This window comes from Agrobacterium tumefaciens, from assembly GCF_005221385.1.
GTDB lineage: Bacteria > Pseudomonadota > Alphaproteobacteria > Rhizobiales > Rhizobiaceae > Agrobacterium > Agrobacterium tomkonis.
In genome coordinates, this window is record NZ_CP039903.1 from 2,086,393 (window position 1) to 2,110,685 (window position 24,293).

Annotated in this window: 20 protein-coding genes and 1 pseudogene; 8 read left to right on the forward strand and 13 right to left on the reverse strand. The window is 59.1% G+C overall.

Going from position 1 to position 24,293, the window contains the following annotated elements; all coding sequences use genetic code 11:
- Positions 1-55: 55 nt before the first annotated feature.
- Both CFBP6623_RS10475 and CFBP6623_RS10480 read left to right on the forward strand, forming a co-directional pair.
- Positions 56-2,245: an anthranilate synthase gene (locus CFBP6623_RS10475; protein WP_046797903.1), complete on the forward strand. Its 2,190-nt coding sequence runs from the start codon at positions 56-58 to the stop codon at positions 2,243-2,245.
- Positions 2,242-2,754, forward strand: coding sequence for a GNAT family N-acetyltransferase (locus tag CFBP6623_RS10480; RefSeq protein WP_046797902.1), 513 nt, complete (start codon positions 2,242-2,244; stop codon positions 2,752-2,754). The genes CFBP6623_RS10475 and CFBP6623_RS10480 overlap by 4 nt, the downstream gene beginning before the upstream one ends.
- Here the strand turns inward: CFBP6623_RS10480 and CFBP6623_RS10485 are convergent.
- Entirely contained in the window at positions 2,751-3,695 is a 945-nt protein-coding gene (locus CFBP6623_RS10485; protein ID WP_046797901.1) for an HD-GYP domain-containing protein, read from the reverse strand. The two genes, CFBP6623_RS10480 and CFBP6623_RS10485, sit on opposite strands and share 4 nt — an antisense overlap.
- A gap of 279 nt (positions 3,696-3,974) precedes the next feature.
- Here CFBP6623_RS10485 and ade point away from each other — a divergent pair, with 279 nt between their 5' ends.
- Entirely contained in the window at positions 3,975-5,669 is a 1,695-nt protein-coding gene (ade, locus tag CFBP6623_RS10490; RefSeq protein WP_046797900.1) for an adenine deaminase, read from the forward strand.
- Positions 5,670-5,732: 63 nt separating this feature from the next.
- Here ade and CFBP6623_RS10495 read toward each other — a convergent pair whose 3' ends face one another.
- The 3 genes and pseudogenes from CFBP6623_RS10495 to CFBP6623_RS10505 all read right to left on the reverse strand — a co-directional run bounded on the left by CFBP6623_RS10495 (position 5,733) and on the right by CFBP6623_RS10505 (position 8,711).
- Positions 5,733-6,095 carry a hypothetical protein gene (locus CFBP6623_RS10495; protein WP_225339220.1) on the reverse strand — a complete coding sequence of 121 codons (363 nt, stop codon included), beginning with the start codon at positions 6,093-6,095 and terminating at the stop codon, positions 5,733-5,735.
- Positions 6,096-6,591: 496 nt separating this feature from the next.
- Positions 6,592-7,050: pseudogene (gene aac(6'), locus CFBP6623_RS10500) on the reverse strand (aminoglycoside 6'-N-acetyltransferase).
- The gene (locus CFBP6623_RS10505) at positions 7,047-8,711 is read right to left on the reverse strand and encodes an alpha-glucosidase family protein (protein WP_046797897.1); all 1,665 of its coding nucleotides are present in this window, start codon (positions 8,709-8,711) and stop codon (positions 7,047-7,049) included. The pseudogene aac(6') and the gene CFBP6623_RS10505 overlap by 4 nt, the downstream one beginning before the upstream one ends.
- A 155-nt stretch (positions 8,712-8,866) precedes the next feature.
- On the opposite strand from CFBP6623_RS10505, the gene CFBP6623_RS10510 reads away from it, so the two are divergent.
- Both CFBP6623_RS10510 and CFBP6623_RS10515 read left to right on the forward strand, forming a co-directional pair.
- Positions 8,867-9,787 carry a sugar kinase gene (locus tag CFBP6623_RS10510; RefSeq protein ID WP_046797896.1) on the forward strand — a complete coding sequence of 307 codons (921 nt, stop codon included), beginning with the start codon at positions 8,867-8,869 and terminating at the stop codon, positions 9,785-9,787.
- A 171-nt stretch (positions 9,788-9,958) separates the two neighbouring features.
- Complete coding sequence (locus tag CFBP6623_RS10515; RefSeq protein ID WP_080842530.1) at positions 9,959-11,008, forward strand: bifunctional monoglucosyl/glucuronosyl diacylglycerol synthase; 1,050 nt, start codon at positions 9,959-9,961, stop codon at positions 11,006-11,008.
- Between the two features lie 198 nt (positions 11,009-11,206).
- Here the strand turns inward: CFBP6623_RS10515 and CFBP6623_RS10520 are convergent, their stop codons facing one another.
- The 5 genes from CFBP6623_RS10520 to CFBP6623_RS10540 all read right to left on the reverse strand — a co-directional run bounded on the left by CFBP6623_RS10520 (position 11,207) and on the right by CFBP6623_RS10540 (position 15,674).
- Entirely contained in the window at positions 11,207-11,818 is a 612-nt protein-coding gene (locus CFBP6623_RS10520) for a hypothetical protein (protein WP_046797894.1), read from the reverse strand.
- A gap of 120 nt (positions 11,819-11,938) precedes the next feature.
- The gene (locus CFBP6623_RS10525) at positions 11,939-12,547 is read right to left on the reverse strand and encodes a DUF2026 family protein (protein ID WP_046797893.1); all 609 of its coding nucleotides are present in this window, start codon (positions 12,545-12,547) and stop codon (positions 11,939-11,941) included.
- 148 nt (positions 12,548-12,695) lie between these two features.
- Positions 12,696-14,132 carry a ribosome biogenesis GTPase Der gene (gene der / locus CFBP6623_RS10530; protein ID WP_046797892.1) on the reverse strand — a complete coding sequence of 479 codons (1,437 nt, stop codon included), beginning with the start codon at positions 14,130-14,132 and terminating at the stop codon, positions 12,696-12,698.
- A gap of 130 nt (positions 14,133-14,262) precedes the next feature.
- Positions 14,263-14,934, reverse strand: coding sequence for a tetratricopeptide repeat protein (locus tag CFBP6623_RS10535; RefSeq protein WP_080841932.1), 672 nt, complete (start codon positions 14,932-14,934; stop codon positions 14,263-14,265).
- A 155-nt stretch (positions 14,935-15,089) separates the two neighbouring features.
- A complete protein-coding gene (locus tag CFBP6623_RS10540; protein WP_046797890.1) occupies positions 15,090-15,674 on the reverse strand; it encodes an NnrU family protein in 585 nt (194 codons plus the stop codon).
- 151 nt (positions 15,675-15,825) lie between these two features.
- Here CFBP6623_RS10540 and CFBP6623_RS10545 point away from each other — a divergent pair, with 151 nt between their 5' ends.
- Positions 15,826-16,809: a polysaccharide deacetylase family protein gene (locus CFBP6623_RS10545; protein ID WP_046797889.1), complete on the forward strand. Its 984-nt coding sequence runs from the start codon at positions 15,826-15,828 to the stop codon at positions 16,807-16,809.
- Positions 16,810-16,864: 55 nt separating this feature from the next.
- Here the strand turns inward: CFBP6623_RS10545 and sbmA are convergent, their stop codons facing one another.
- The 4 genes from sbmA to CFBP6623_RS10565 all read right to left on the reverse strand — a co-directional run bounded on the left by sbmA (position 16,865) and on the right by CFBP6623_RS10565 (position 21,674).
- A complete protein-coding gene (sbmA, locus tag CFBP6623_RS10550; RefSeq protein ID WP_046797888.1) occupies positions 16,865-18,142 on the reverse strand; it encodes a peptide antibiotic transporter SbmA in 1,278 nt (425 codons plus the stop codon).
- A 182-nt stretch (positions 18,143-18,324) separates the two neighbouring features.
- Positions 18,325-19,515 carry an MFS transporter gene (locus CFBP6623_RS10555; protein WP_046797887.1) on the reverse strand — a complete coding sequence of 397 codons (1,191 nt, stop codon included), beginning with the start codon at positions 19,513-19,515 and terminating at the stop codon, positions 18,325-18,327.
- Positions 19,516-19,805: 290 nt separating this feature from the next.
- Entirely contained in the window at positions 19,806-20,558 is a 753-nt protein-coding gene (gene map, locus CFBP6623_RS10560; RefSeq protein WP_003510360.1) for a type I methionyl aminopeptidase, read from the reverse strand.
- 54 nt (positions 20,559-20,612) lie between these two features.
- Entirely contained in the window at positions 20,613-21,674 is a 1,062-nt protein-coding gene (locus CFBP6623_RS10565; RefSeq protein WP_046798407.1) for an LLM class flavin-dependent oxidoreductase, read from the reverse strand.
- Positions 21,675-21,907: 233 nt separating this feature from the next.
- Here CFBP6623_RS10565 and CFBP6623_RS10575 point away from each other — a divergent pair, with 233 nt between their 5' ends.
- Complete coding sequence (locus CFBP6623_RS10575) at positions 21,908-22,684, forward strand: 3-hydroxybutyrate dehydrogenase (RefSeq protein WP_046798406.1); 777 nt, start codon at positions 21,908-21,910, stop codon at positions 22,682-22,684.
- Between the two features lie 136 nt (positions 22,685-22,820).
- The gene (gene xdhA / locus CFBP6623_RS10580; protein WP_046797886.1) at positions 22,821-24,290 is read left to right on the forward strand and encodes a xanthine dehydrogenase small subunit; all 1,470 of its coding nucleotides are present in this window, start codon (positions 22,821-22,823) and stop codon (positions 24,288-24,290) included.
- Positions 24,291-24,293 lie beyond the last annotated feature (3 nt).

The following is a 24,293-nucleotide window of genomic DNA, read 5'->3' on the forward strand; positions in this document are numbered from 1 at the left end:
TTTTTGTTATTTTGCCGCCTGTCATCGGGCCTGAACAACAGGAAGTACGAAAGAAATGGTAACGATCATTCAGGATGACGGAGCGGAAACCTACGAGACGAAAGGCGACATAAAAGTCAGCCGGAAGCGTCGACCCGCCGATTATGCGAGCGCCATCGATAATTACATCGAAAAGCTCGATTCTCACCGAGGCGCGGTTTTTTCGTCCAACTATGAATATCCCGGCCGCTACACCCGCTGGGATACGGCCATCATCGACCCACCGCTCGGCATTTCCTGTTTTGGCCGCAAGATGTGGATCGAGGCCTATAATGGCCGTGGCGAAGTGCTGCTCGGCTTCATCACCGAAAAGCTGAAGGCGACGCCCGATCTCACGCTCGGCGCATCCTCCGCCCGCCGTCTCGATCTTACCGTCAACGAACCGGACCGCGTCTTCACCGAGGAAGAACGCTCGAAAATCCCGACGGTCTTCACGGCGCTCAGAGCCATCGTCGACCTTTTTTATTCGAACGCGGATTCGGCCATCGGCCTGTTCGGCGCCTTCGGCTACGATCTCGCCTTCCAGTTCGACGCGATCAAGCTGTCGCTTTCGCGCCCGGAAGATCAGCGCGACATGGTGCTCTACCTGCCGGATGAAATCCTCGTCGTTGACCACTATTCCGCCAAGGCCTGGATCGACCGTTACGATTTCGAAAAGGACGGCGTAACGACGGACGGCAAGTCCTCCGACATCACGCCCGATCCCTTCAAGACCACCGATACGATCCCGCCCAAGGGCGATCACCGTCCCGGCGAATATTCCGAACTTGTCGTGAAGGCCAAGGAAAGCTTCCGCCGCGGCGACCTGTTCGAAGTCGTTCCCGGCCAGAAGTTCATGGAGCGTTGCGAAAGCAATCCATCGGCGATTTCCCGTCGCCTGAAGGCGATCAACCCCTCGCCCTATTCCTTCTTCATCAATCTCGGCCATCAGGAATATCTGGTCGGCGCTTCGCCGGAAATGTTCGTGCGCGTTTCCGGCCGCCGCATCGAGACCTGCCCGATTTCAGGCACCATCAAGCGCGGCGACGATCCGATTGCCGATAGCGAGCAGATCCTGAAACTGCTCAACTCGAAGAAGGACGAATCCGAACTCACCATGTGTTCGGACGTAGACCGCAACGACAAGAGCCGCGTCTGCGAACCGGGTTCGGTGAAGGTCATCGGCCGTCGCCAGATCGAGATGTATTCGCGTCTCATCCACACCGTCGATCACATCGAGGGCCGCCTGCGCGACGATATGGACGCCTTTGACGGTTTCCTCAGCCACGCCTGGGCCGTCACCGTCACCGGTGCACCTAAACTGTGGGCCATGCGTTTCATCGAAGGTCATGAAAAGAGCCCGCGCGCCTGGTATGGCGGCGCAATCGGCATGGTCGGCTTCAACGGCGACATGAATACGGGGCTCACGCTGCGCACCATCCGCATCAAGGACGGCATCGCCGAGGTGCGTGCGGGTGCGACGCTGCTCAACGATTCCAACCCGCAGGAAGAAGAAGCCGAAACCGAACTGAAGGCGTCGGCCATGATCGCAGCCATTCGTGACGCAAAAGCCACCAACTCGGCGGCCACCAAGCGCGATGCCGCCAAGGTGGGCACCGGCGTCAAGATCCTGCTCGTCGACCACGAAGACAGCTTCGTCCACACGCTGGCGAATTATTTCCGCCAGACGGGTGCCACTGTCTCCACCGTCAGATCGCCGGTCGCCGCAGACGTGTTCGACCGCTTCCAGCCCGATCTCGTTGTGCTGTCTCCCGGCCCCGGCAGCCCGACGGATTTCGACTGCAAGGCGACGATCAAGGCCGCCCGCGCCCGTGATCTGCCGATTTTCGGTGTCTGCCTCGGCCTTCAGGCTCTGGCGGAAGCCTATGGCGGTGAGTTGCGCCAGCTTGCAGTGCCGATGCACGGCAAGCCTTCGCGCATCCGCGTGCTGGAACCCGGTCTCGTCTTCTCCGGTCTCGGCAAGGAAGTGACCGTCGGTCGTTACCACTCGATCTTCGCCGACCCTGCCACCCTGCCGCGTGATTTCATCATCACCGCGGAAAGCGAGGACGGCACGATCATGGGCATCGAACACGCCAAGGAACCGGTAGCCGCCGTTCAGTTCCACCCGGAATCGATCATGACGCTCGGCCAGGACGCCGGCATGCGCATGATCGAGAACGTCGTGGTGCATCTGACCCGCAAGGCGAAGACGAAGGCGGCATGATGGCCGCAGCCGGCGCCATTGCCATAGAACCCATCCGGGCGGAGCACGTTGAAAGCTTTCACCGTGCTCTCGATACGGTTTCGCGTGAGCGGAAATATCTGAGCTTCCTGGAGGCGCCGCCGCTCGATTCGGTCCGCGCCTTCGTTCTCGACATGATTGAAAACGACCATCCGCAATTCGTGGCGATTGCGGATGGCGAAGTGGCCGGCTGGTGCGATATTCGCCGCCAGAGCAGAGCAACCCGCGCCCATTGCGGCACGCTCGGCATGGGCATCCTGCCCGCCTATCGCGACAAGGGGCTGGGTGGACGGCTGATGCGGCAGACACTCGATGCCGCCCGTCAATGCGGGCTGCATCGTGTCGAGCTAAGCGTACATGCGGACAATGCCAGAGCAATTGCGCTTTATGAAAAGATCGGTTTTGTGCATGAAGGCCGGGGCCGTGACGCCGTTCTGATCGACGGGCGATACATCGACAGCCTGAACATGGCGATCATTTTCGGCACCTAACCCCTCGGCAGCGAGGCGGAAATACACAGCGCGAATTTCTTCAGAAGCTGCATGTCGAAATGCCCTTCCCGCCGCAGCATCCAGGTCAGCGCGTCATTCGCAGTCCACGGCTTCTTGTAGGGCCTGACCGAAGTGACGGCATCATAAACGTCGCAGATCGCCGCGATACGCGCGTAAAGGCTGATCTCGCTGCCCGCACGGCCACTCGGATAACCGCCGCCGTCCATTCGCTCATGATGGTTGAAGCAGACATCAAGCACCATGCCAGGCATCTGCGCATTGCGCGACAATATATCCCGGCCGAATACGGGGTGAAGATTGATGATCTCCCGCTCATTGGCGCTCAGCCCCTCCGCCTTGTTGAGGATAGAAGAGGGGATTTCCACCTTGCCGATGTCGTGCAGCAAGCCGCTGATGCCGAGCAGATCGACCGCTCCCCTGTCCAACCCGAGATAATTGCCGAAAAGAATCATCAGACCGCTGACGGAGACCGAATGAACGAAGGTCGTTTCGTCTTTCGATTTCAGGCGGGTGACCCCGATGAAAATCGCCGGGTTTGACTGCACCGCATCCGAAATCTTGCTCGCCGCGGCAGCCATGCCCTTCAACGAAACACAGCCGCCAGCTTCGGCGGAGGCGAAGGTCTCGGCGATCGCATCGGCGGCCGAGCGCACGGCATGGGTAACGGCGGCGACGGTTTCCGGGCAATTGTCCGATTGCGGCGAAACGGCCGCGGAGCGCGCGCTGCCTTCGGTATCATGTCCCTTGGCCGTATTGATGATAATGCTTTCGGCGCCGCTTAATTTCAATTGACGCATTAATTCCTCGTGCCGCAAAAGAAAGCGGTGCCGCTTTAAAAATCCCTGGTTCGAAAGCGTTCCTTCGACCGCTTCGATAAACATGCCAATCGTCAGTTGCTGGCTGGAAATTCGTTTGAGCATCAGATGCTTTTATTTTCCTTCCCGGGAATGATAACCTGAAACCGTAATTCGTAAAAAATGTCGGCACGCAACCGCCTAAAATATAAAGGTGAAGTTAAGCCTTCCCGATTTTACCTAAACTTGGACCTCGAAAGATTAGATAACACAAATATGAAAATATTTTACTCCGGATATATTTAAAACTCAAAGCATAAATTCGAATAGACCAATAATCAACCTTGGAATGTAAATAGTGAAAATTCTCGCATACGACGTAAACCAGGAGCCGAAGAAACCCGCATGAATTCCAGACTTGAAACGCGCATCGATCAGGGTACGGGCCGTGAACCGGCGGACATGGTTCTCAAGGGCGGACGTTTCTTCGACCTCGTCACCGGAGAACTCGTCGCCTCGGACATCGCCATATGTGGTGACACGATCGTCGGAACCTGCGAGAACTATAAAGGCATCAGGGAAATCGACATTTCCGGAAAGATCGTCGTTCCGGGTTTCATCGATACACATCTCCACATCGAATCGTCACTGGTGACACCACACGAATTCGACCGCTGCGTTTTGCCCTACGGCGTTACCACCGCCATCTGCGACCCGCATGAGATCGCCAATGTTCTCGGTGTGGAGGGGCTTCAGTTCTTCCTCGACAGCGCCATGGAAACAATCATGGACATCCGCGTGCAGCTTTCCTCCTGCGTGCCCGCCACCCATCTGGAAACCGCCGGCGCCGATTTGCCCATCGAAAAGCTGCTGCCGTTCCGCGATCATCCGAAGGTCATCGGCCTTGCCGAATTCATGAATTTTCCGGGCGTCATCCACAAGGACCCGGTGTGCATGGCAAAGCTTGCGGCCTTTCAGGGCGAGCATATCGACGGACACGCACCGCTTCTCTCCGGAACGGCGCTCAACGGTTATCTCGCCGCCGGCATCCGCACGGAACATGAATGCACCAGCGCCCCGGAAGCAATGGAGAAAATCCGCAAGGGCATGCATATTCTGGTGCGTGAAGGCTCGGTCTCAAAAGACCTGCACGCCCTGATGCCTATTATCACCGAGCGCCTGTCGCCCTATCTGGCGCTCTGCACGGATGATCGCAACCCGCTCGATATCGCCGAACAGGGCCATCTCGATTATATGATCCGCACCGCCATCGCCAGCGGCGTGGAACCGCTTGCCATCTACCGCGCCGCTTCCATTTCCGCCGCAAAAGCCTTCGGCCTGCGCGATCGCGGCCTCGTCGCACCCGGCTGGCGCGCCGATCTCGTGGTCATCGACAGCCTGCAGAACTGCAAGGCCAGCATGGTGTTATCAGGCGGACGGATCGTCGATGACGCCCTCTTTGCCACACGCAAACCGGTCGCCCCCGTCGGCCTCGACAGCGTCAAGGCAAGACCGGTGCTCGCTTCCCATTTTGGCGTGCCTGTCACCGAAGGCGAAACACCCGTCATGGGCGTGCTTCCCGGCAAGATCATTACCGAGCACCGCCGTTACAAGCTGCCAACGGATGGCAACCAGACCACCGTCGATCTTGCGAACGACATCATCAAGGTCGCAGTCATCGAACGCCACGGCAAGAACGGCAACCATGCCAATGGTTTCGTTCAGGGCTTCGGCCTGAAGAAAGGCGCCATCGCCTCCACTGTCGGCCATGACAGCCACAATATCTGCGTCGTCGGCGTCAACGAGGACGACATGGCGCTCGCCGCCAACCGGCTCGGCGAAATCAAGGGTGGTTTCGTGGTGGTGGAAGACGGCAGTGTAACCGGCGAGATCGCTTTGCCCGTCGCAGGGCTGATGAGCCTCGAACCCTATGAGACGGTGCGCGATACGCTGCATACGCTGCGAAAGGCGGCCTATGCACTCGGCACAACGCTGGAGGAGCCTTTCCTGCAGGTGGCCTTCCTGCCGCTGCCCGTCATTCCGCATCTGAAGATTTCGGATATGGGCATGGTGGACGTGGACCGGTTTACGCTGATTTAATGGTGGTTTAGCGACCAGAGGCAGCGGATACGCTCAATCTGCGTTGAGGCCGCGAGAGCGGCCTCATGCTTTCGTCTCCGAAGGCCAGGTGACGTAATAATATTTGCCCGCGACCCTGCCAAAATAGGCGTGTTTTCCCGTCGCCTTGTCGACATAGCTGCCGCTTCCATCCCTGGAAAGCGCGCCGTCTTCGCTGCGCTTCAGCTGCGTGTTGAGGAAGTCGACCCAGTTGGTCTTGGCGATGTCAGTGGCTGTCGTCGGCTTGGCGTTTTTCTGGTTCGGATCCCAGGCGTCGATCGTTTTGCCCTGGGTGGGGGTCGAAACCTGCAGGGCCCCGCGCTCGAGAGCGCCCATCATCGACCGGGCGCGCAGATATTGCGCCGGATCGTCCCCCGCCAACGAAAGCTTGGCCTTCAGATTCCGCATGAAGGCCGGCGATGCGATATAGTCGGCTGAAGCGGTTTTCGGGGCTGGATTCGGTGTGGATGCGCGGGCCGCCGACTGCCCGGAAAGGAAGACGTCTCTGATGGATGGAGGGGCGGCCTGAGCTTTGGCACGGGAGGATGTGGCATTAGCGGTACTGGACTGATTAAAACTCTTGATTGAAACGGACATGACAATCCCTGCTTCACTTTATGGGTGGAGACCGAAAATCTGTAGGTTTCAATTCATTAATACGGGAAGCTTGCCCGAGGATCGCTAACAACGAAGTAATTATGAAAAAAATTACTTAGTTGTATTTGTTAATAAGAATATACATAGGTTTTCACCATGAATTAATTTAAGTTTAAGATATTATAAAATTCACAAATACCTAAATAGTACTAATCAACACCCGAGACGCGACTATGGCTCCGCATTCGGTCGTCAGAACGCACCCGCGAAGACTGACATCGTCTGCTGGCTGAACAGTGCCGGGAGGTTATGAACCCAGAGGCAGAGACTTACGGAAATAAACCACCCGCTGCGTTTCCTCAAACCCCAGCGCCGCATGCATGCGGTGTGAATCGACATTGGAAATATCGGCATCGGAAGCAAGCTCGCTCACGCCCCTGCTGATCGCCCAACGGGTCACCTCGGCAATCAATGCAGCCGCAACGCCCTGTTTGCGAAACGCCTCCTCCACATAAACACCTTCGAGAAACGCCACGGGCGAGGTGTCGCATCCGTTGACATAATCCTGCCGCAGGCTGGCTTCGGCAAAACCGATGGCCGCACCCGCCGGATCATGGGCAATAAATCCAACTTCATTGTCGGAGAAGTCCTACAATTCCGCCCGGTGTTCAGCGGGTGAGGCGTCGGACCACAAGCGGTGCCGCAGGAGGGACCAGTCATCGAGCGATGTTTCTCCCGCAGTCTCGATGACAAATTGCCTGCTCATGCGACGACCCCGCAAAACACATCCAGCCCATCGAGCTTTACAATCCCCCCATCGAACAGCGGCGAGAAACCCGGCATCGGCAATATATCCGTGACCCGCATGGCCTTCGGTATCGGGAATTCCACCGCCTCACGGGTCAGGTTGAAAACGAACAGCAATTTCTCGTCGCCCTTCTGGCGTGTGAAGGCCAGCACGTCGAGATTGGTCTTGATGAAATGCATGTCGCCATCGCGCAGCGCGCCGTGGGTTTTGCGGAAAGACAGAACCGCGCGATAATGATTGAGTACCGACTCCGGTTTGCGCTCCTGCGCATCAACGGCCTGCATGGCATGGGCATAGGGCACCGGCAGCCAGGGCTTTTCAGCGCTTGAAAAACCGGCATTCGGCTTGCCGGTCTCCCAAACCATCGGCGTGCGGCACCCGTCCCGCCCCTTGAAGGCGGGCCAGAAACGAATGCCATAGGGGTCGCGCAAATCCTCAAAGGCAAGTTCGGCCTCCGTCAGCCCCAGTTCCTCGCCCTGATAGAGGCATATGGAACCGCGCAGGCTGGCGAGAACGCAGATGGCGAGCTTCGCCACCCGTGTCTGCTCCTCCACGCTTTCGGAAAAGCGGCTGAGATGGCGCACCACATCATGGTTGGAAAAGGCCCAGCACACCCAGCCATCCGTCACCACCTTGCCGAAGGTCTCCACCGAGCCGCGCAGGTGTTTTGCGCTGAAATCCGGCCCGAGAAGATCGAAGGTATAACACATGTTGAGTTTGTCATTGCCGGACGTATAGGCCGCAACCGTCTTCAGCGAGCGCGCGCCGTCTCCCACCTCACCCACGGTGGCGCGGCCCTCATAGTCATCGAGCAGTGCGCGAAAACGCTTCAGGAAAGCAACATTTTCCGGCCGCGTCTTGTCGTAGAGATGGTCCTGCATGCCATAGGGATTGACGTCGGAGGCATCAAGACCAAAGCTCTCCTCATCGAAAAGCGGCGGGTTGTCTCGCAGCAGCTTGTCATGGAAATAATGGTTGACGGTATCGAGCCGGAAACCGTCCACGCCGCGATCCAGCCAGAAACGCACGGTTTCGAGAAGCGCATCCTGAACATCCGGATTGTGGAAATTAAGGTCTGGCTGCGAGGCAAGGAAACTGTGCATGTAATATTGCTTGCGCACGCCGTCCCATTCCCATGCCGGCCCGCCAAACACGGAAAGCCAGTTGGTGGGCGCCGTGCCATCCGGCTTGGGATTGGCCCAGACATACCAGTCGGCCTTGCTGTTGGTGCGGCTGGCGCGGCTGTCCACGAACCACGGATGCTGATCTGACGTGTGTGAAATGACCTGGTCGATGATCACCTTCAGCCCCAGCCGATGCGCCTCGGCCATCAGCGCATCGAAATCGGCAAGCGTGCCGAACATCGGATCGACATTGCAATAATCGGAAACGTCATAACCCATATCGGCCATGGGCGAAGTGAAGAACGGCGACAGCCAGATGGCATCAACGCCGAGCGAGGCGATATAGGGCAGCCGTTTCGTCACCCCGGCAAGATCGCCGTAACCGTCACTGGTCGTGTCCTGAAACGAGCGCGGATAGACCTGATAGATCACCGCTCCCTTCCACCAGTCCGATTGCGCTTGGGGTTTGTGGACCGGGGCATGGGTTGGCGTCATGGGCGATCTCCTGATGGCGGTTCATTCGAGAATATAAAGCCGTTGCGCCCGCGTAAACCGGAACTTCGCAGATGCACAATCGGCCAGAACCGCCCTTGTCAGCGGCGCGCACTCGTCGTAAGCCGCATGGCTGGAAAAAACGGGAGGATGACGGCGTGGGCGGACGGTTTCTGTCGATTGGCGAATGCATGGTGGAATTGTCGCAGGCCGGCAACGGGCTGCTGCGCAAGGGTTTTGCCGGGGATACGTTCAATACCGCCTGGTATGCCCGCGCCTGCCTGCCGCAAGACTGGTCGGTCGATTATTTCACCGCGCTCGGCGACGATCCGCTTTCGGAAGACATGCTGGCCTTCATTGCGGAAGCCGGCATCGGCACGGAAACAATCCGCCGCATCAAGGGCGGCACGCCCGGCCTTTACCTCATCAACCTGAAGGATGGCGAGCGCACCTTCAGCTACTGGCGCAATGCCGCCGCCGCAAGGCAGCTCGCCGCCGATGCGGACCACCTGCGCAGGACGGTGGAAAGCGCCGATGTCGTCTATTTCTCCGGCATCACGCTCGCCATTCTCGCCTCCGCCCATGATGTCGATACGTTCCTCGCCGAACTGCGCCGCGCCAGAGCAGCGGGCAAGCTGGTGGTCTTCGACCCCAACATCCGCCCGCGCCTGTGGGCGGATAAGGATACGATGCTTGAGACCATCTCCAACGGCGCACGCGCCGCAACGCTTGTCATGCCAAGCTTCGATGACGAGGCGAGCCATTTCGGCGATGTCTCCGTGGAAGTAACCATCGACCGCTACCGTTCCCTCGGCGTCGAGAACATCGTGGTCAAGGATGGAGCCAAGGGCGCGACGCTCGATTTCGGCGGCAGCCGCAGTCACGCCCCGGCGGTGAAGGCCGTGGACGTGGTGGATACGACAAGCGCCGGCGACAGCTTCAACGGCGCTTTCCTCGCCCGCTATGTGACCGGCAGTTCGCCGGAGGAGGCGGCCACCTTCGCGGCAAGGGCGGCGGCAACCGTCATCGGTCACCACGGCGCGCTGATCAGCCCCGAGCTGCTGCCGCTGGTGGGATAAGGCTCCGCCGCACTGGGAAGCGCCGTGAACAACCGCAAACTTCTGCGCGAAAACCCCACTTCCCCGCCGTCACATGGCCTGACATGATCCTGTAACACGCGCGCCGCATATACGGGCGGAAGCCGGGCAATGGGGAATCGCCTGCGCGCAGATGAGCAGGATCAGTGTTTCATGACGAGAATCACGATTGTCACAGATGCCTGGCACCCGCAGGTCAACGGCGTGGTTCGCTCGATAGAAAACACCAATACCGAGCTGGCGCGGCTGGGTGTGGATGTGAACATGGTCACGCCCCAGAGTTTTTACAGCATTCCCTGCCCAACCTATCCGGAAATCCGCCTCTCGGTCGCCGGCTATCGTCGTGTTGCGGCCGAGATCGAAAAAAGCCAGCCTTCCTTCGTGCATATCGCCACCGAAGGGCCGCTGGGTTTCATGGCGCGGCGCTGGTGTGTGAAGAACCATATGCGTTTTTCCACCAGCTATCACACACGCTTTCCCGAATATGTCGCGGCGCGTTTTCCAATCCCGGAAAGCTGGCTTTATGCTTTCGTGCGCTGGTTCCACAATGGCGGCAACACCTGCATGGTGGCGACGCCGAGCCTCGAGACCGAGCTGGAAGCGCGCGGCGTCAAGAACCTGAAGCGCTGGAGCCGTGGCATTGATGCCGAACTGTTCCATCCGCGCCCGAAAACAACGCTGCCTTTCGATCTGCCGAGGCCGATCTTCATGACGGTCGGTCGTGTGGCGGTGGAGAAGAACCTGCCGGAATTCCTGGAACTCGACCTGCCCGGATCGAAGGTCGTCATCGGCGATGGCCCGGCCCGCCATGAGTTGCAGGAAAAATATCCCGGCGTGCTGTTTACCGGCGTCAAGACCGGCGAAGAGCTGGCCGATGCCTATGCGCAGGCGGATGTCTTCGTTTTCCCCTCGAAGACCGACACCTTCGGCAACACCATTCTGGAAGCGCTGGCAAGCGGCGTACCCGTCGCCGCCTTCCCCGTCACCGGGCCGATCGACATTCTCGGCGGCAACCCGGCCGCCGGCGCGCTGGATGACAATCTTCGCAATGCCTGCCTGGCAGCACTTCATTGTTCACCGCAGGAGGCGCTGGCGCTTTCCAAAAGCTACAGCTGGGAAAAGGCGTCGCGGCAATTCCTCGACAACGTCATTCACGCGGCTGGAAAATCCCTGCCGCTCCTGTCCCGCTCACGGCTGGCCTGAAGGTAAACACATCCCCCGGTTTTTTCTGCAAGGACAGTGGACGAAACATGACGGGAATGTCACAAGGCGATCAGGACGCGACTGCCGTTATCTTTAGAACGGGGTCGGGCTGCTGATTGACGTCAGGCGGTTGCCGCGAGATTACGCTGGCCGTCCTATTTCAAGATGATACCCCGCCAGCTCCATTGGGATGCCGCTTCAGGATATAGGAAGAAGCTCTTTTTGCTGGGCTGCGGACCATTGGTTGATCTTCTCGATAATGTCCTTTGGAGCGATCGGCAGGGCGCTGTTGGGTATGACAGCCACCGTTCCGTGAAAAACCAGCACCAGACTGTCCGGCGGCGTGATTGCGAGATGATAGCGCGCCCAGCTCAAGTGCACGGTGTCCAGCCGTGTGACCTGCTTGAAGCCTTCGGGCCCGATTTCGATCAGCGAATGAGGCGAATACATGCGCTCGTGCGCGATATTCCAGTGTGCCAGAACCTCGTAATAGGATTTCGCCTCCCGTCTCGCGCCCTGCCAGATAATGCACCATATGACGAGGGCCACGATCGGTGCGGGTGCAAACACCCAATAACCGACCACCGGCCAGACACCCGGGAACCATGGCAGGCTTAGGGAATAGATGAAACCGGCGGCCAGTCCCGCAAATATCGACAGCTTCACTCTTGCCGAGGCAAGATGGCGCGTCCACGACCTGTCGAGAATCATGCTGTAATTTTCATACGCCTGATGTTGATAACCATGGACATAGTCGGGGATATGTTTCGGGTCGGGCGTGAAGCTTATTGAAATCGTTTCATCGGCCATAGGAGCACGTCATCCCGTCCCTGTGCAGTTTAATCTGCGTAGCAGGGTTGCCCTTATAAATCAAAAGACCTTTCGCTGCCGAAACATTTGGGGATCAGCGCCGTGCGGCGGAACCTGCCTTCACCATGCTCCGGTAAGCATTTGCCCGGAAAGCGGCACAGTCCGCGGCTTGCCGTCCTTGTCCGTCGCCGACAGCGATGCCGACATCTGCTTAGGCGATTTGCGGAACCAGTTGGCGGCGACGCTTGCCATATCGCCAAGCATGGCGTGGTGGTGCCAGTCGGCAAAGCGTCTTGCCGTCGCTTCAGGTTCTGAACGGTAGAAGAAATCACCGGATTGCCCGAGATCGTTGATTGATGCCGCCATCGTGGATAGTGGGCGCTGAAACATCTTCGGCGGCACGGACAATCCCCGGGCACCATCGGCAAAAGCCGGCGCCATGAAATCGATCGCCCATCCATCCGCCTCGACCCAGCAATGGAAATTGTCGCCCGCACCTGTCACGTAACCATCGTCACGATGATCCGCAAACAGCAGGACCTTCCCATCCAGATTATAGGCGGCAAGCCCACCCTTCGGCAAAGCCTTGACCTTGTAGTGCTGCTTGAGGATGAAAGCGCCGAAGGTACTGAAATACATCGAGGCCGAAGCGGGATCGGCATTCTGGCTGAGGAGCAGGCTGTTGATGACCCGGTAAATCCGGTGATAGTCGGTCTGCTTGATCAGCATGGTCTTTTACTCTTCAAAACAAGACGTTGGACGAGCGCCCGCCGCTTGTTTCTTCTCCCCGGGGGAGAAGTCCGCGGCAGCGGGATGAGGGGGCGAGGGTCGAGATATCAGGAGAGGTTGCCCCCTCATCCGACCCTTCACGTCAAAATCAACGCCTCTTCTTCGCCTTGCTCTCGAACGGATTATCCGACCCACGATAATGCACGCGGATCGGCACGCCAGGCATGTCGAAATCCTTGCGCAAACCGTTCACCAGATAACGCGTATAGCTTTCCGGAATGGCTTCCGGGCGGGTGCAGGAAATCATGAAGGCGGGCGGGCGAGCCTTGACCTGCGTCATATATTTCAGCTTCAGGCGACGGCCGGAAACGGCCGGCGGCGGATGCTGCGTGGTCTGCCCATCCAGCCAGCGGTTGAGCCTGGCGGTGGAGATACGGCGGTTCCAGACCTTGTCCGTATCGATGATGCTCTGCATCAGCCGGTCGAGGCCATAACCCGTCTGACCGGAGATCGGCACGGCGCGGATGCCGCGCGCCTGCGGCAGCAGCCGCTCGGTCTTTTCACGCAGATCGGCCAGATAGGCCTGCGGGTCTTCGACCAGATCCCATTTGTTGAAGGCGAGCACGGCGGCGCGGCCTTCGCGGATAACGAGGTCGACCAGCTGCAGATCCTGCTTTTCGAACGGGATGGTGCTGTCGAACACAATCACCACCGTCTCGGCAAAACGGATGGAGCGCAGCGAATCCGCCACCGAGAGCTTTTCCAGCTTCTCCGTCACCTTGGCCTTGCGGCGCATGCCGGCCGTATCGAACATCTTGATGGTGCGGCCGCGCCAGTCCCATTCGACCGAAATACTGTCGCGGGTAATGCCGGCTTCCGGGCCGGTCAGCAGCCGGTCTTCACCGAGGAAACGGTTGATGAGTGTCGATTTGCCCGCATTCGGTCGGCCGATAATGGCGACGCGCAGCGGCTTAGTCTCGTCATAGACGGGCTCTTCGTCTTCGTCTTCCTCTTCCTCGCTGCCGGGCTCAGCGCGCGGCAGAACGATATCCGTCTCCGCCTCGTCCACTTCAGGCGGGAAGGCGGCGTCTTCGCCGATCGCCGCAACGATGGCGTCGCGCAGGTCGATCATGCCCTGACCGTGTTCGGCCGAGATCGGGCAAGGCTCGCCAAGACCGAGCGTGAAGGCATCGTAGAAACCGGCGTCAGAACCGCGCGCTTCGGATTTGTTGGCCACCAGCACGACAGGCTTGCCGCGACGGCGCAGCATTTCGCCGAGCGTCTCGTCGGCGGGCGTCAGCCCCGCCTTGGCGTCAACCACGAACAGCGTTACATCGGCTTCATCGATTGCCGCTTCCGTCTGCGCCCACATGCGACCCTGAAGCGTTTCCGGCCCGGATTGCTCCAGACCGGCGGTGTCGATGATGGTGAAACGCAGATCGACAAGCTTCGCGTCGCCGGGGCGGCGGTCACGGGTCACGCCAGGCGTGTCGTCCACCAAGGCCAGCTTCTTTCCGACCAGACGGTTGAAAAGCGTGGACTTGCCGACATTGGGGCGCCCGACTATGGCGACGGTGAAGCTCATTGTTGTCTGTTCCTTAGAGCAAGTCTGCCCAAAACGTTACCTGTTTTGGGCAAAAGACATGCGTAAAATAATCAGTTGGATCGCTTTGGCAATGCGAAGAAATGCCGGGGCGATAGCTCGGAGAGCGGCTTTAAGCAGCTTTGCCCGAAGCGGTGATATTGTCGAGCATGATCTGCGCACGGCTCGTCACGTTGCGCGGTGCCTGCGTATCGTTGACGATCTGCTCGAACCATTGTTTGGCCTTGACGAAATCACCGGCCTTGTAGGCAGCAAGGCCGAGTGCCTCGCGGGCCGACGCCCGCATCGTCTGGCCTTCAGCGCTCAAAGGCTCGGCCAGTGCAACCACCTGATCATAGGTGCCGTTATCGACCAAAAGCCAGGCCGCCCGCACCTTGGCCGTGTCGCGGAAGACCTGCGGCGCAGATGTATCGTTGCCGATGGCGGTGAAGGCAGCGATGGCGCCGGCCGCATCACCCTTCTGCGACAGCAGCGTGGCCGAGCGGAACTTCGCCAGCACAGGATAATTGCCGTGACCGGAGGTTTCGAGATCGGCAAAGGCCTTCAGCGCCTCATCCGTCTTGTTTTCAGAAGCAAGCGTCAGCGCCGCAAGGAACTGGTCACCGGAATTAGAAGCGCGGCTGGTGTTCCAGTATTCGTAAATGCCGGCGCCGGCAGCGCCGAGAACCACGAGAACGGCGGCGCCCGCAGCCACGATACCGTAACGGCCCCAGAAGCGCGACAGCTGCTCGGAGCGGATCTGCTCGTTCACTTCGCGGATAAAGGTATCATTTTCGTTTGCCATCAAATTCTCCGTTACCCGCGCGGAGATCGTCTCCGATCCATCCGTCCGCGGACATACCAAGCCGCTTACCCGGGCAAGCACAAGCGTGGCCGACCGGGTCATGGTCGGCCTTCTAGCCTATTTTGCCTGATATGTAAGGGGGAAACGTTGATTTCCTACATCGCGATCGGCTGAACGCCGATCAACCATTCGTGCAGTTTCAGGATGAAAGCCCCCCAGAGAACGATGCCGCCGACAATGGCCACCACATCATAGCGGCCCGAGACGAAGGGACGGAGCACTTTTTCGCCCGCCCTTTCGCGCCGCTTCAGCGAAATGCGCATCACCACACCCCAGGCAAGGAACGACGCAAAAAGCAGGATCGAAGAGGTTTCGCCATTCGCCAGAAGATGGGCGAGCGCCCAGATCTTGACGGAGAGAATGAGCGGATGCTTCGTCTTCACCGCGATGTGGCCAGCCGGTATGAGGCTGGCGATAAGACAGATCATCGCCGGCAGCATCAGCGTCACGGCAAGATGGCTCGTCCAGACCGGCGGATACCACAACATGCCCGTCTCCTGCCGGGCTTCCCCAAAGGCATAGATGACGAGGCCGAGCGTGATGAGGCTGGCGACGGAATAAAGCCCCTTGAAAGGACCTTCACCCAGCTTCGCGATCATCCGCGCGCGAAACTGCGGCGCAAACACCTTCAAAAGATGCGTCAGGAAAAACAAGGCAAGACAGAGTACGAGAAAAAGCATGGAACACGGTCCCCCGGTGGATCGGAACGCGGCCCTATCACCGCGAGGCAGAACAGGAATTAGGCTGAAAGGCGTAAAAAAGCCAGACTATTCAAAGCTTCGCCTTATTCCACCCGCAAAAGGCCACGGTGTATCATATGACGGATGACTGATGTTTCGCCCATTTACCGCTTTTTCCCTGTCGCTTCTCACCGCCCTGCCCGCTTTCGCCGAAAATACGGAAAAGCCGAAGCAGCTCGTCATCGTCTCCTTTGACGGTGCGGGCGACAATACGCTGTGGGAAAGAAGCCGGGCGACGGCGAAGGAAGTCGGCGCGCATTTCACCTATTTTCTCGCCTGCACGCTGGTCATGGACCGCAAGACCAGCGCCAAGACCTATCAGGGTCCGGGCCAGAAGGCCGGTCGCTCCAATGTCGGTTTCGGCCAGTCGCCGGAAGAGGTGGAGACGAGGCTCAGAAACATCTGGGCCGCCTATCGTGAAGGCAACGAGATCGGCAACCACACCTGCGGCCATTTCGATGGGGGCCAATGGACCGCCGAACAATGGGACGGCGAATTCACCACCTTCACCAGCACGCTGGAAAATGCCTGGCAGATGATCGGCAAGAAGGGCGAAGAGCCTGAAGGCTGGCGCAACATGGTGAAGAACATCAACGGTTTCCGTGCGCCCTATCTGTCGCAGGGACCGGCACTGACCGCCGCCCAGAAAAAACACGGCTTCGTTTACGATGCCACCAGCATCACCAAGGGGCCGGAATGGCCGGCGGAGCGCGACGGCATAGAGCATTTCGGCCTGCCGCTCATTCCCGAAGGGCCGGGCAACCGTCCCATCATCGCCATGGACTACAATCTCTTCATCCGTCACTCCATCGGTGTCGAGACGCCGGATCGCGCCAGGGAATTTGAAGACCGCGCCTATGCGGCCTTCCGCAATGCCTTCGACAGACAGTACAATGGCGAGCGCATTCCGCTACAGATGGGCTTTCATTTCGTGAAGATGAATGGCGGCGCCTATTGGAACGCCTATGAGCGCCTGCTGCGCGAAGTCTGCCGGAAAGACGATGTCGCCTGCGTGAGTTATGCTGAGGCCATGCCGATGATCGAGGCCCGCAAGAAGCAGAAGACCGAGGGCTGAAACCTCTTGGCACCCGACAAAAAAGGCGGCCATCCGGCCGCCTTTTTTGTTTGCCTCAGGGCCGATTGGCCTCCATCGGACCACTCTCTGCCTCGCGCTGCAGATAGCGCTGGTCGATATCGGGCAGCGGCTGATCGTCGATCGCGGACTCGAAGGCCACCAGACGCTTGCGGATCGACAGAAGCTCGATGATCGTCGACCAGGAGCTCACCAGATACTGGAAACTATCGCTTACCTGCCCAAAGGCGGTGGCGATCTGCTGCCAGATACCCATCGTGATCTTGGCTGCCACGATGGTCGGGATCAACATGAAGGTTAGAATGAGAGCATCAAGCTGGCCGAATGTGTAGCGGGCAACGTTGAAATAGAGATAGTGCCAATACATGCGGAAATAATTCTTGCGCACATTGGCAAAAAGCTCCCGCATGGTCGGCGGCTGAGCACGGTCCTCATGGTCTTCGCCATAGACCAGTTCCTTGCGGAATGCCGCCTCGACACGCTGGTTGCGGAACTGCAGTCCCGGCAGCTTGATACCGACAACGGCAAGCAGCACCGTGCCGAAAACTGACCACAACAAAGCCAGCCAGAATAGCGAATGCGGAATGGCGCCAAGGAAGGGCAGCTCCGTCACATGCGCCGACATCTGGAACAGCAGCGGCAGGAACACCACCAGCGTCATGACCGAGTTGATGAGCACGACACCAAGCCCCTCGACAATGGACGCAAATCGCATCGTATCTTCCTGCACACGCTGCGAGGCACCTTCGATGTGACGCAGCTTGTCCCACTTTGACAGGTAGAAATCATTCATGGCCGTGCGCCACCGGAATACATAGTGGCTGGTGAAAAAAGCGGTGATGACGTTCATCGCGACGCCAACCATGCCGATTTCAAGAAAACGCAACTGAAGTGAATAGAATTGGTCTGCCGTAATACCGGGCTGCTTTTCTAGCGCGCGCTGGAAAAGGTCGAAGAACGGACCACGCCAATTATTGATCGCAACCGAAACCTGCACCGCAAAATAGGCGATGAAAATGATGAAGGCCGAACCCCAGATCGACCAATTCGTCCAGGGGTGGTCTCTGGCGATCAATTGCCAGGCGACGCCGAAAATCCCGACGAAAATCGTGAAATAAAGATAGAACCAGACATTATCTCGCGAAAAGAAAAAGGCGATACCGAGAGGCGCGCTTTCTCCGGGAGCCAGAGGCGGCATACCGAGGGCGGCGCCCATTTGCGGACCGACGCTGTACCAGACAAGAATACAGACAACAGTCCACAGCGCAGCGGAGGTGAAGAACAATTTCGGCTTGGGAAAGAAAGAATGAAACACGTTTTCGAACTCACGCGCGTTTGAAATCAGCCATTATTGGCGAAGCACTAGATGGCCCGAACCTAGGGCAGAAATTTGTGCACAGCAACGGCGAAGCGCGGACCTTAACAAGATGTAAGACGAAGTTGGCGAAACGAGCCAAGATGGAACACCGCATAAAGGCTGGGAAAGACGGCCCGCGCCTAACGCTTCCGCTCTGTGGCGAGCACCGGCAGCATCAGCACAATACTGACGACAAGCACGGCGGAGGCGAGAATGCTGGGTGCGGTAAAACTGCCCGTCACCTCGGCGATCCAGCCGGCGGCCAGTGGCCCGACGATCTGGCCCGTTCCGAAGGCCGCCGTCATCAGCGCGAAGGCGCGGCGCGGGCTTGGCCCGGCAAATTCCCGGCCGAGCTGCAGGCCATAGGCGGTGATGACCATGAAGGTCAGCCCCAAGAGTAGGCCACCCGCCAGAACGCCCGGCACGGGCGGCAGCATCACGGAAGCAAAGACGCCGATGGCTTCGACGGCAAGAACGATCACGAAAGCGCGCTTCAGCCCCTGTGACTTCAGCACCGGCTTCCAGAGAAACAGGGAAACGGCGGCGGCGCAGCCGGTGATGAACCAGGCCAGAAATTCCACGAAGGCACCGGCAGCAGCCATGCGGGCAATCGCCACAATGAAGGTGGCGGTGATGACATAACCAAAACCGAAAAGCCCATAGGCGAGCGTTGTCAGAAACAGCGGCCGCGTCCAGTTGAGCGGCGGCTCCGCCGCCGAGGATGCATGTCGCGGCGGGCCTGCGGGCAGCACCCGCCAGACGAGAAGGAATGTGGCGAAGGAAAAGGCAGCACCTGCGATCCACTCCTCACGCCATGAGGAACCCCCGCCATCAAAAACGACGCCGATCAGATAGACCGCAAGCGAGGAGATGGCGATGCCCGCGCCGACACCGCCATAATGCAACGCCTGGATATTATCCCTGCCCGCTTTGACGGCATGGCCGATGACGATCTGCGAGGTGAAGATCATGGTCAGTGCGCTGGCGACACCGGCAAGAAACCGGATGATGGTGAAGGCCGCGACGGAATTGAAAGCCGCCATGGCCAGCAGCAGCGCAGCGGTGGAAAACAGACCGCCAAGTGCTACCAGCCGCTCCCGTCCAGAGCCCCAGGAATAGGCCGAAAGCACCGCACCCGCCAGATAACCGGCAAAATTGCCCGCCGCCACAATGCCCGCATCCCCCGCCGAGAGCGGCACATCCGCCATCATGCCGGGCAGAATGGGGGTGAAGGAAAAGCGGCCGAAACCCATGGCGGATGCCATCATCAGCGCCCCGGAAAATCCGAGTGCAGTCAGATGTCTGGCGGAAAGTGGCTTGTCGGTGATCATGAACGGCTTATCGCAACCGGGCGGATGAGGGACAAGCGAGTTATTTTGATCGGCCTCATAAGCCGACTTTATCTGTCGCGCGGCGATGCGTTCGAAGGGTGCCGCGTATTCTTCTCCCCGAGGGGGAGAAGGTGGCCCGAAGGGTCGGATGAGGGGGCAACGTAGCCGGATTTCGGAGAGCTCGCCCCCTCATCCCGCTGCCGCGACCTTCTCCCCCTCGGGGAGAAGAAACAAGTGGCACGCGCTCGCTCCGACCTTAAAATCGAGGGTGACGGAGGCAGGTGTAGCAGTCACTCCGCAAGCGTCAGAACCAACGGCCCGTTCTTCGTCGCAACCACGGTGTGCTCATACTGCACCGTCGGCGCGCTCGGATCGCTATAGAGCGTCCAGGGATCGTCATCGCCGTCTTCAGCCCAATAAGCTCCCGTCGAGAGAAACGGCTCGACAGTGAACACCATGCCTTCCTGCATGATGCGCCGTTCGTCCTTGTCGGGCCAGGTCGCCAGTTCCTTCGGCTCTTCATGCAGCGAGCGCCCGATACCGTGGCTCGCCAGATTGGTGATCAGCGTATAGCGGTTCTTTTTCGCAAAAGCGCCGATGGCATTGCCGATATCGGCAAAGGGCCGGCCGGTTTTCACCTGCTGCAGGCCTGTCCACATGGCGCGTTTGCCATCGCGGCACAGCCGTTCGATCTCCTTCTTCACCGGCGGCACGGCGAAGGACGAACCGGTATCGCCAAAGAAGCCGTTCTTCACCGCCGAGACATCGATATTGACGAGATCACCCGCCTTGATGATGCGTGGCCCCGGAATGCCGTGGGCCACTTCCTCGTTGACGCTGATGCAGGTCGCGCCGGGAAACTTGTAGCAGAATTCCGGCGCCGATTGCGCACCGTTATCCTCCAGAACCTTGCGGCCGATGGCATCCAGCTCGGCCGTGGTGATGCCGGGTTCCAGCGCGTCCGCCATGGTCTGCATGGCCACGGCACAAAGACGGCCGATATCCTTCAGCAGAACCAGTTCTTCTTCGGTGGAAATGACCATGTTTCTGTCCGTCGTTTTATATGGCGGGTCTCAAAACGCCCGCCTTGGTAATCATCAGGCCGTGGCTTTCACCGGATCGGCACTCCCCGTCAATTCTTTTCTGACGATCGGCGCGACTTTCGTACCATAAAGCTCGATGCCGCGCATAATCTGGTCGTGCGGCATCAGGCCGATGGCCATCTGCAGCAGGAAGCGATCATTCTTGAACACACCATGTGCCTTGATGATCTTTTCCGCCACCAGCTCGGGTTCGCCGAGGAAGAGATTGCCCTCCGGCCCGCGCGCCGCATCGAAATGCGCGCGGTTCGTCGGCCCCCAGCCGCGCTCGCGGCCGATGCGGTTCATCACCTCCGCCTGCGGGCCGTAAAACTGGTCCGCCGCCTTGTCTGTTGTGTCGGCAATGAAGCCGTGCACATTGATGCTGGTGCGCAGCGTGGTCTTTTCCTGACCGGCCCGGCGCGCCGCCTCATGGTAAAGATCGAACAGCGGTGCGAAGCGGCGGTATTCGCCGCCGATGATGGCAAGCGCCACCGGCAGGCCCATGGCCCCGGCACGCGCCACCGATTGCGGCGTGCCGCCCACCGCGATCCACACCGGCAGACGCTCCTGCAGCGGGCGCGGATAGACCCCACGCCCATTGATGGCCGGATGTTTGGTGCCGGACCAGGTGACGATTTCCTGTTCGCGCAACGCCAGCAGCAGATCGAGCTTTTCGGCGAAGAGCACGTCGTAATCTTCAAGATCGTAACCGAACAGCGGGTAGGATTCGATGAAAGAGCCGCGCCCGGCCATGATTTCGACGCGACCGTTCGACAGAAGGTCGACGGTCGAAAATTGCTGGAACACCCGCACCGGATCATCCGAACTCAACACCGAGACGGCGCTGGTGAGACGGATGTTCCTGGTTTTCACCGCCGCCGCCGCAAGCACGGTGGAGGGTGAGGAAGCGACATAATCCGGGCGGTGGTGCTCGCCCAGCCCGAAAACATCGAGCCCGACCTGATCGGCAAGCTCGATTTCCTCGAGAAGATCCTTCAGACGGCGCGCACCTTCCGGCCCGCGGCCATCGGCGGGATTAGGATTGACATCCGCGAATGTGTAAAGACCGAGTTCCATAAACGATACCTCTGTTTGCTTGCCACAGAGATAGGCACGGACAGCCCCCCCAGACAAACGCAAAATCTGGAAGCTTAGCTTCGAAAAAATGGATAGGCGCAGCCGGATTCACCACCGCGCCAGCCTTCCCTGAAATGCCCCCCGAAATCGCGCCCCAAATGACGATTGCCAGCCCGCCCCCTTTGGGCATAACCTGCTTAAACATGTGCGAAGTAATGCAAAAAGGGGAAAGCATGCATCGGACAGTTATCGTGACAGGCTCCACAAGCGGTATCGGCCTTGGCATCGCCCAGCGGTTTGCAAGGGAAGGCGCCAATCTCGTACTGAACGGTTTCGGCGACGAGGACGAGATCGAAAAACTTCGACTTTTGCTGGAAGCCGAAAGCGGCGGGCGCGTGCTTTATCACCCGGCGGATATGACGAAACCGGACGAGATCGCCGACCTCATCAATTCCTCCCATGAAAAGCTCGGCTCGGTGGATGTGCTCATCAACAATGCCGGTATCCAGCACATCGCGCCCATCGAGGACTTCCCGACAGAAAAATGGGACTGGATCATCGCCATCAATCTGACCAGTTCCTTCCATACCATGCGCGCCGCGATACCGCTGATGAAGAAGGCCGGCAAAGGCCGCATCATCAACATTTCCTCGGCCCATGGTCTCGTCGCCTCGCCGTTCAAATCGGCCTATGTGGCGGCCAAACATGGCATCATGGGCCTGACGAAGACGGCGGCGCTGGAACTTGCGCAGACCGGCGTCACCGTCAACGCCATTTGTCCCGGTTACGTTCTGACACCGCTGGTCGAAAAGCAGATACCGGAAATGGCCAAGGTGCGCGGCATCAGCGAAGAGGCGGTGAAGAACGACGTGATGCTGGAATTGCAGGCGACCAAGCAATTCGTCACCGTCGATGACGTGGCGGCGGCGGCCCTGTTTCTGGCAAGCGACGCCGCAAGCAATATCACCGGCACGCATATTTCCGTGGATGGCGGCTGGACGGCGCAATAATTGCCGGATTTTCTTTCCGTTCTGGAAACAATGAATTGCCAAAACGGAAATCGATATGCGCGCACGGGCGTGCATAGATGTATCGGGAAAATGACAAGAAACCGGCTCGGCAGCCGGACAAAAAGCAGGGCATTGCATGAAAGACGCGATCAGCTTCATCCTCAACAGCGAAACCATCTCGCTGAAGGATTTCGGACCGACGGACACGCTTCTCGATTACCTCCGCATCAGCAAGCGGTTGACCGGGACAAAGGAAGGCTGTGCGGAAGGCGACTGCGGTGCCTGCACGGTGCTGGTCGGGCGGCTGCTCGATGGTTCGCTGCGTTATGAAAGCGTCAATGCGTGTATCCGCTTTTTGGGCTCGCAGCACGGCACTCATATCGTCACGGTGGAGCATCTGGCCGCGCGCGACGGCACGCTTCATCCCGTGCAGCAAGCCATGGTGGATTTCCACGGTTCGCAATGCGGGTTCTGCACGCCGGGTTTCATCATGTCGCTTTATGGCCTCTGGCTATCAAGCGAAAAACCCGGCCGCGCCGATATCGAAAAGGCGCTGCAAGGCAATCTCTGTCGATGCACGGGCTACGAGCCGATTGTGAAGGCCGCCGAAAAAATCGCCGCGGCCCGCCCGAGTGCGCTCTTCGACCCGCTGCAACGTGACCGCACCGACATCATGGCAAGGCTCTGGGCGATCCGCGAAAACGAGACGATCACGGTCACCAGCGGTGAGGATCGCACCATCATTCCGGCGACGCTTTCCGATTTGACCGAGATTTACGCCGCTGAACCAAAGGCCACCATCGTCGCCGGCTCCACCGATGTCGGCCTGTGGGTGACGAAACAGATGCGGACGCTGAACCCCGTCATCTTCATCAACAATCTCGGCGATTTGCAGGCGATTACGATGGATGAGGAGGGCGTGACACTGGGTGCCGGCGTCACCTACAGCCAGGCCTTCAAGACCGTTGCGACGCATTTCCCGCCGCTTGCACAGTTGTTTAACCGCCTCGGCGGCGAACAGGTCCGCAATATGGGCACCATCGGCGGCAACATCGCCAACGGCTCGCCCATCGGCGACACGCCGCCGGCGCTGATTGCGCTTGGCGCGACGCTGACCCTGCGCTCGTCTTCCGGCGGCCGCAGCCTGCCGCTGGAAAGCTATTTCATCGACTACGGCAAACAGGACCGGCTGAGCGGCGAATTCGTCGAAAAGCTCTTCATCCCGTTCCAGAAGCCGGAAAGCCATTACGCCGTCTACAAGATTTCCAAGCGGCGCGACGAGGATATTTCCGCGCTCTGCGCCGCTTTCAATCTGACGCTTGATGCCGATGGCGCGGTGGAAGACATCCGCATCGCCTTCGGCGGTATGGCCGGCACGCCGAAACGGGCCGCGCATCTGGAGGCCGCACTTCTTGGCAAAGAGTGGTCGCAGGATACCATCGATGCGGCGCGCGATGCGCTGGATGAGGATTTCACACCGCTGACCGACTGGCGCGCCACCGCCGAATATCGGCAGCTGACGGCCAAAAACCTGCTGACGCGGTTTTTCCTCGAGACTTCGGGGCAAAAGCAGGAACTTGTACGTTTTGCACTGGAGGAGGCTTGAACC

What these genes read in the sequence shown, in the direction of transcription:
- CFBP6623_RS10575 (WP_046798406.1), top strand. Translation starts at nt 21,908, where the DNA reads ATGCATCGGACAGTTATCGTGACAGGCTCCACAAGCGGTATCGGCCTT.
- CFBP6623_RS10565 (WP_046798407.1), bottom strand. Translation starts at nt 21,674, where the DNA reads ATGGAACTCGGTCTTTACACATTCGCGGATGTCAATCCTAATCCCGCC.
- xdhA (WP_046797886.1), top strand. Translation starts at nt 22,821, where the DNA reads ATGAAAGACGCGATCAGCTTCATCCTCAACAGCGAAACCATCTCGCTG.
- CFBP6623_RS10520 (WP_046797894.1), bottom strand. Translation starts at nt 11,818, where the DNA reads ATGGCCGATGAAACGATTTCAATAAGCTTCACGCCCGACCCGAAACAT.
- CFBP6623_RS10525 (WP_046797893.1), bottom strand. Translation starts at nt 12,547, where the DNA reads ATGCTGATCAAGCAGACCGACTATCACCGGATTTACCGGGTCATCAAC.
- CFBP6623_RS10535 (WP_080841932.1), bottom strand. Translation starts at nt 14,934, where the DNA reads ATGGCAAACGAAAATGATACCTTTATCCGCGAAGTGAACGAGCAGATC.
- CFBP6623_RS10475 (WP_046797903.1), top strand. Translation starts at nt 56, where the DNA reads ATGGTAACGATCATTCAGGATGACGGAGCGGAAACCTACGAGACGAAA.
- CFBP6623_RS10505 (WP_046797897.1), bottom strand. Translation starts at nt 8,711, where the DNA reads ATGACGCCAACCCATGCCCCGGTCCACAAACCCCAAGCGCAATCGGAC.
- der (WP_046797892.1), bottom strand. Translation starts at nt 14,132, where the DNA reads ATGAGCTTCACCGTCGCCATAGTCGGGCGCCCCAATGTCGGCAAGTCC.
- CFBP6623_RS10480 (WP_046797902.1), top strand. Translation starts at nt 2,242, where the DNA reads ATGATGGCCGCAGCCGGCGCCATTGCCATAGAACCCATCCGGGCGGAG.
- CFBP6623_RS10555 (WP_046797887.1), bottom strand. Translation starts at nt 19,515, where the DNA reads ATGATCACCGACAAGCCACTTTCCGCCAGACATCTGACTGCACTCGGA.
- ade (WP_046797900.1), top strand. Translation starts at nt 3,975, where the DNA reads ATGAATTCCAGACTTGAAACGCGCATCGATCAGGGTACGGGCCGTGAA.
- map (WP_003510360.1), bottom strand. Translation starts at nt 20,558, where the DNA reads ATGGTCATTTCCACCGAAGAAGAACTGGTTCTGCTGAAGGATATCGGC.
- CFBP6623_RS10545 (WP_046797889.1), top strand. Translation starts at nt 15,826, where the DNA reads ATGTTTCGCCCATTTACCGCTTTTTCCCTGTCGCTTCTCACCGCCCTG.
- CFBP6623_RS10495 (WP_225339220.1), bottom strand. Translation starts at nt 6,095, where the DNA reads ATGCGGAATCTGAAGGCCAAGCTTTCGTTGGCGGGGGACGATCCGGCG.
- CFBP6623_RS10515 (WP_080842530.1), top strand. Translation starts at nt 9,959, where the DNA reads ATGACGAGAATCACGATTGTCACAGATGCCTGGCACCCGCAGGTCAAC.
- CFBP6623_RS10485 (WP_046797901.1), bottom strand. Translation starts at nt 3,695, where the DNA reads ATGCTCAAACGAATTTCCAGCCAGCAACTGACGATTGGCATGTTTATC.
- CFBP6623_RS10540 (WP_046797890.1), bottom strand. Translation starts at nt 15,674, where the DNA reads ATGCTTTTTCTCGTACTCTGTCTTGCCTTGTTTTTCCTGACGCATCTT.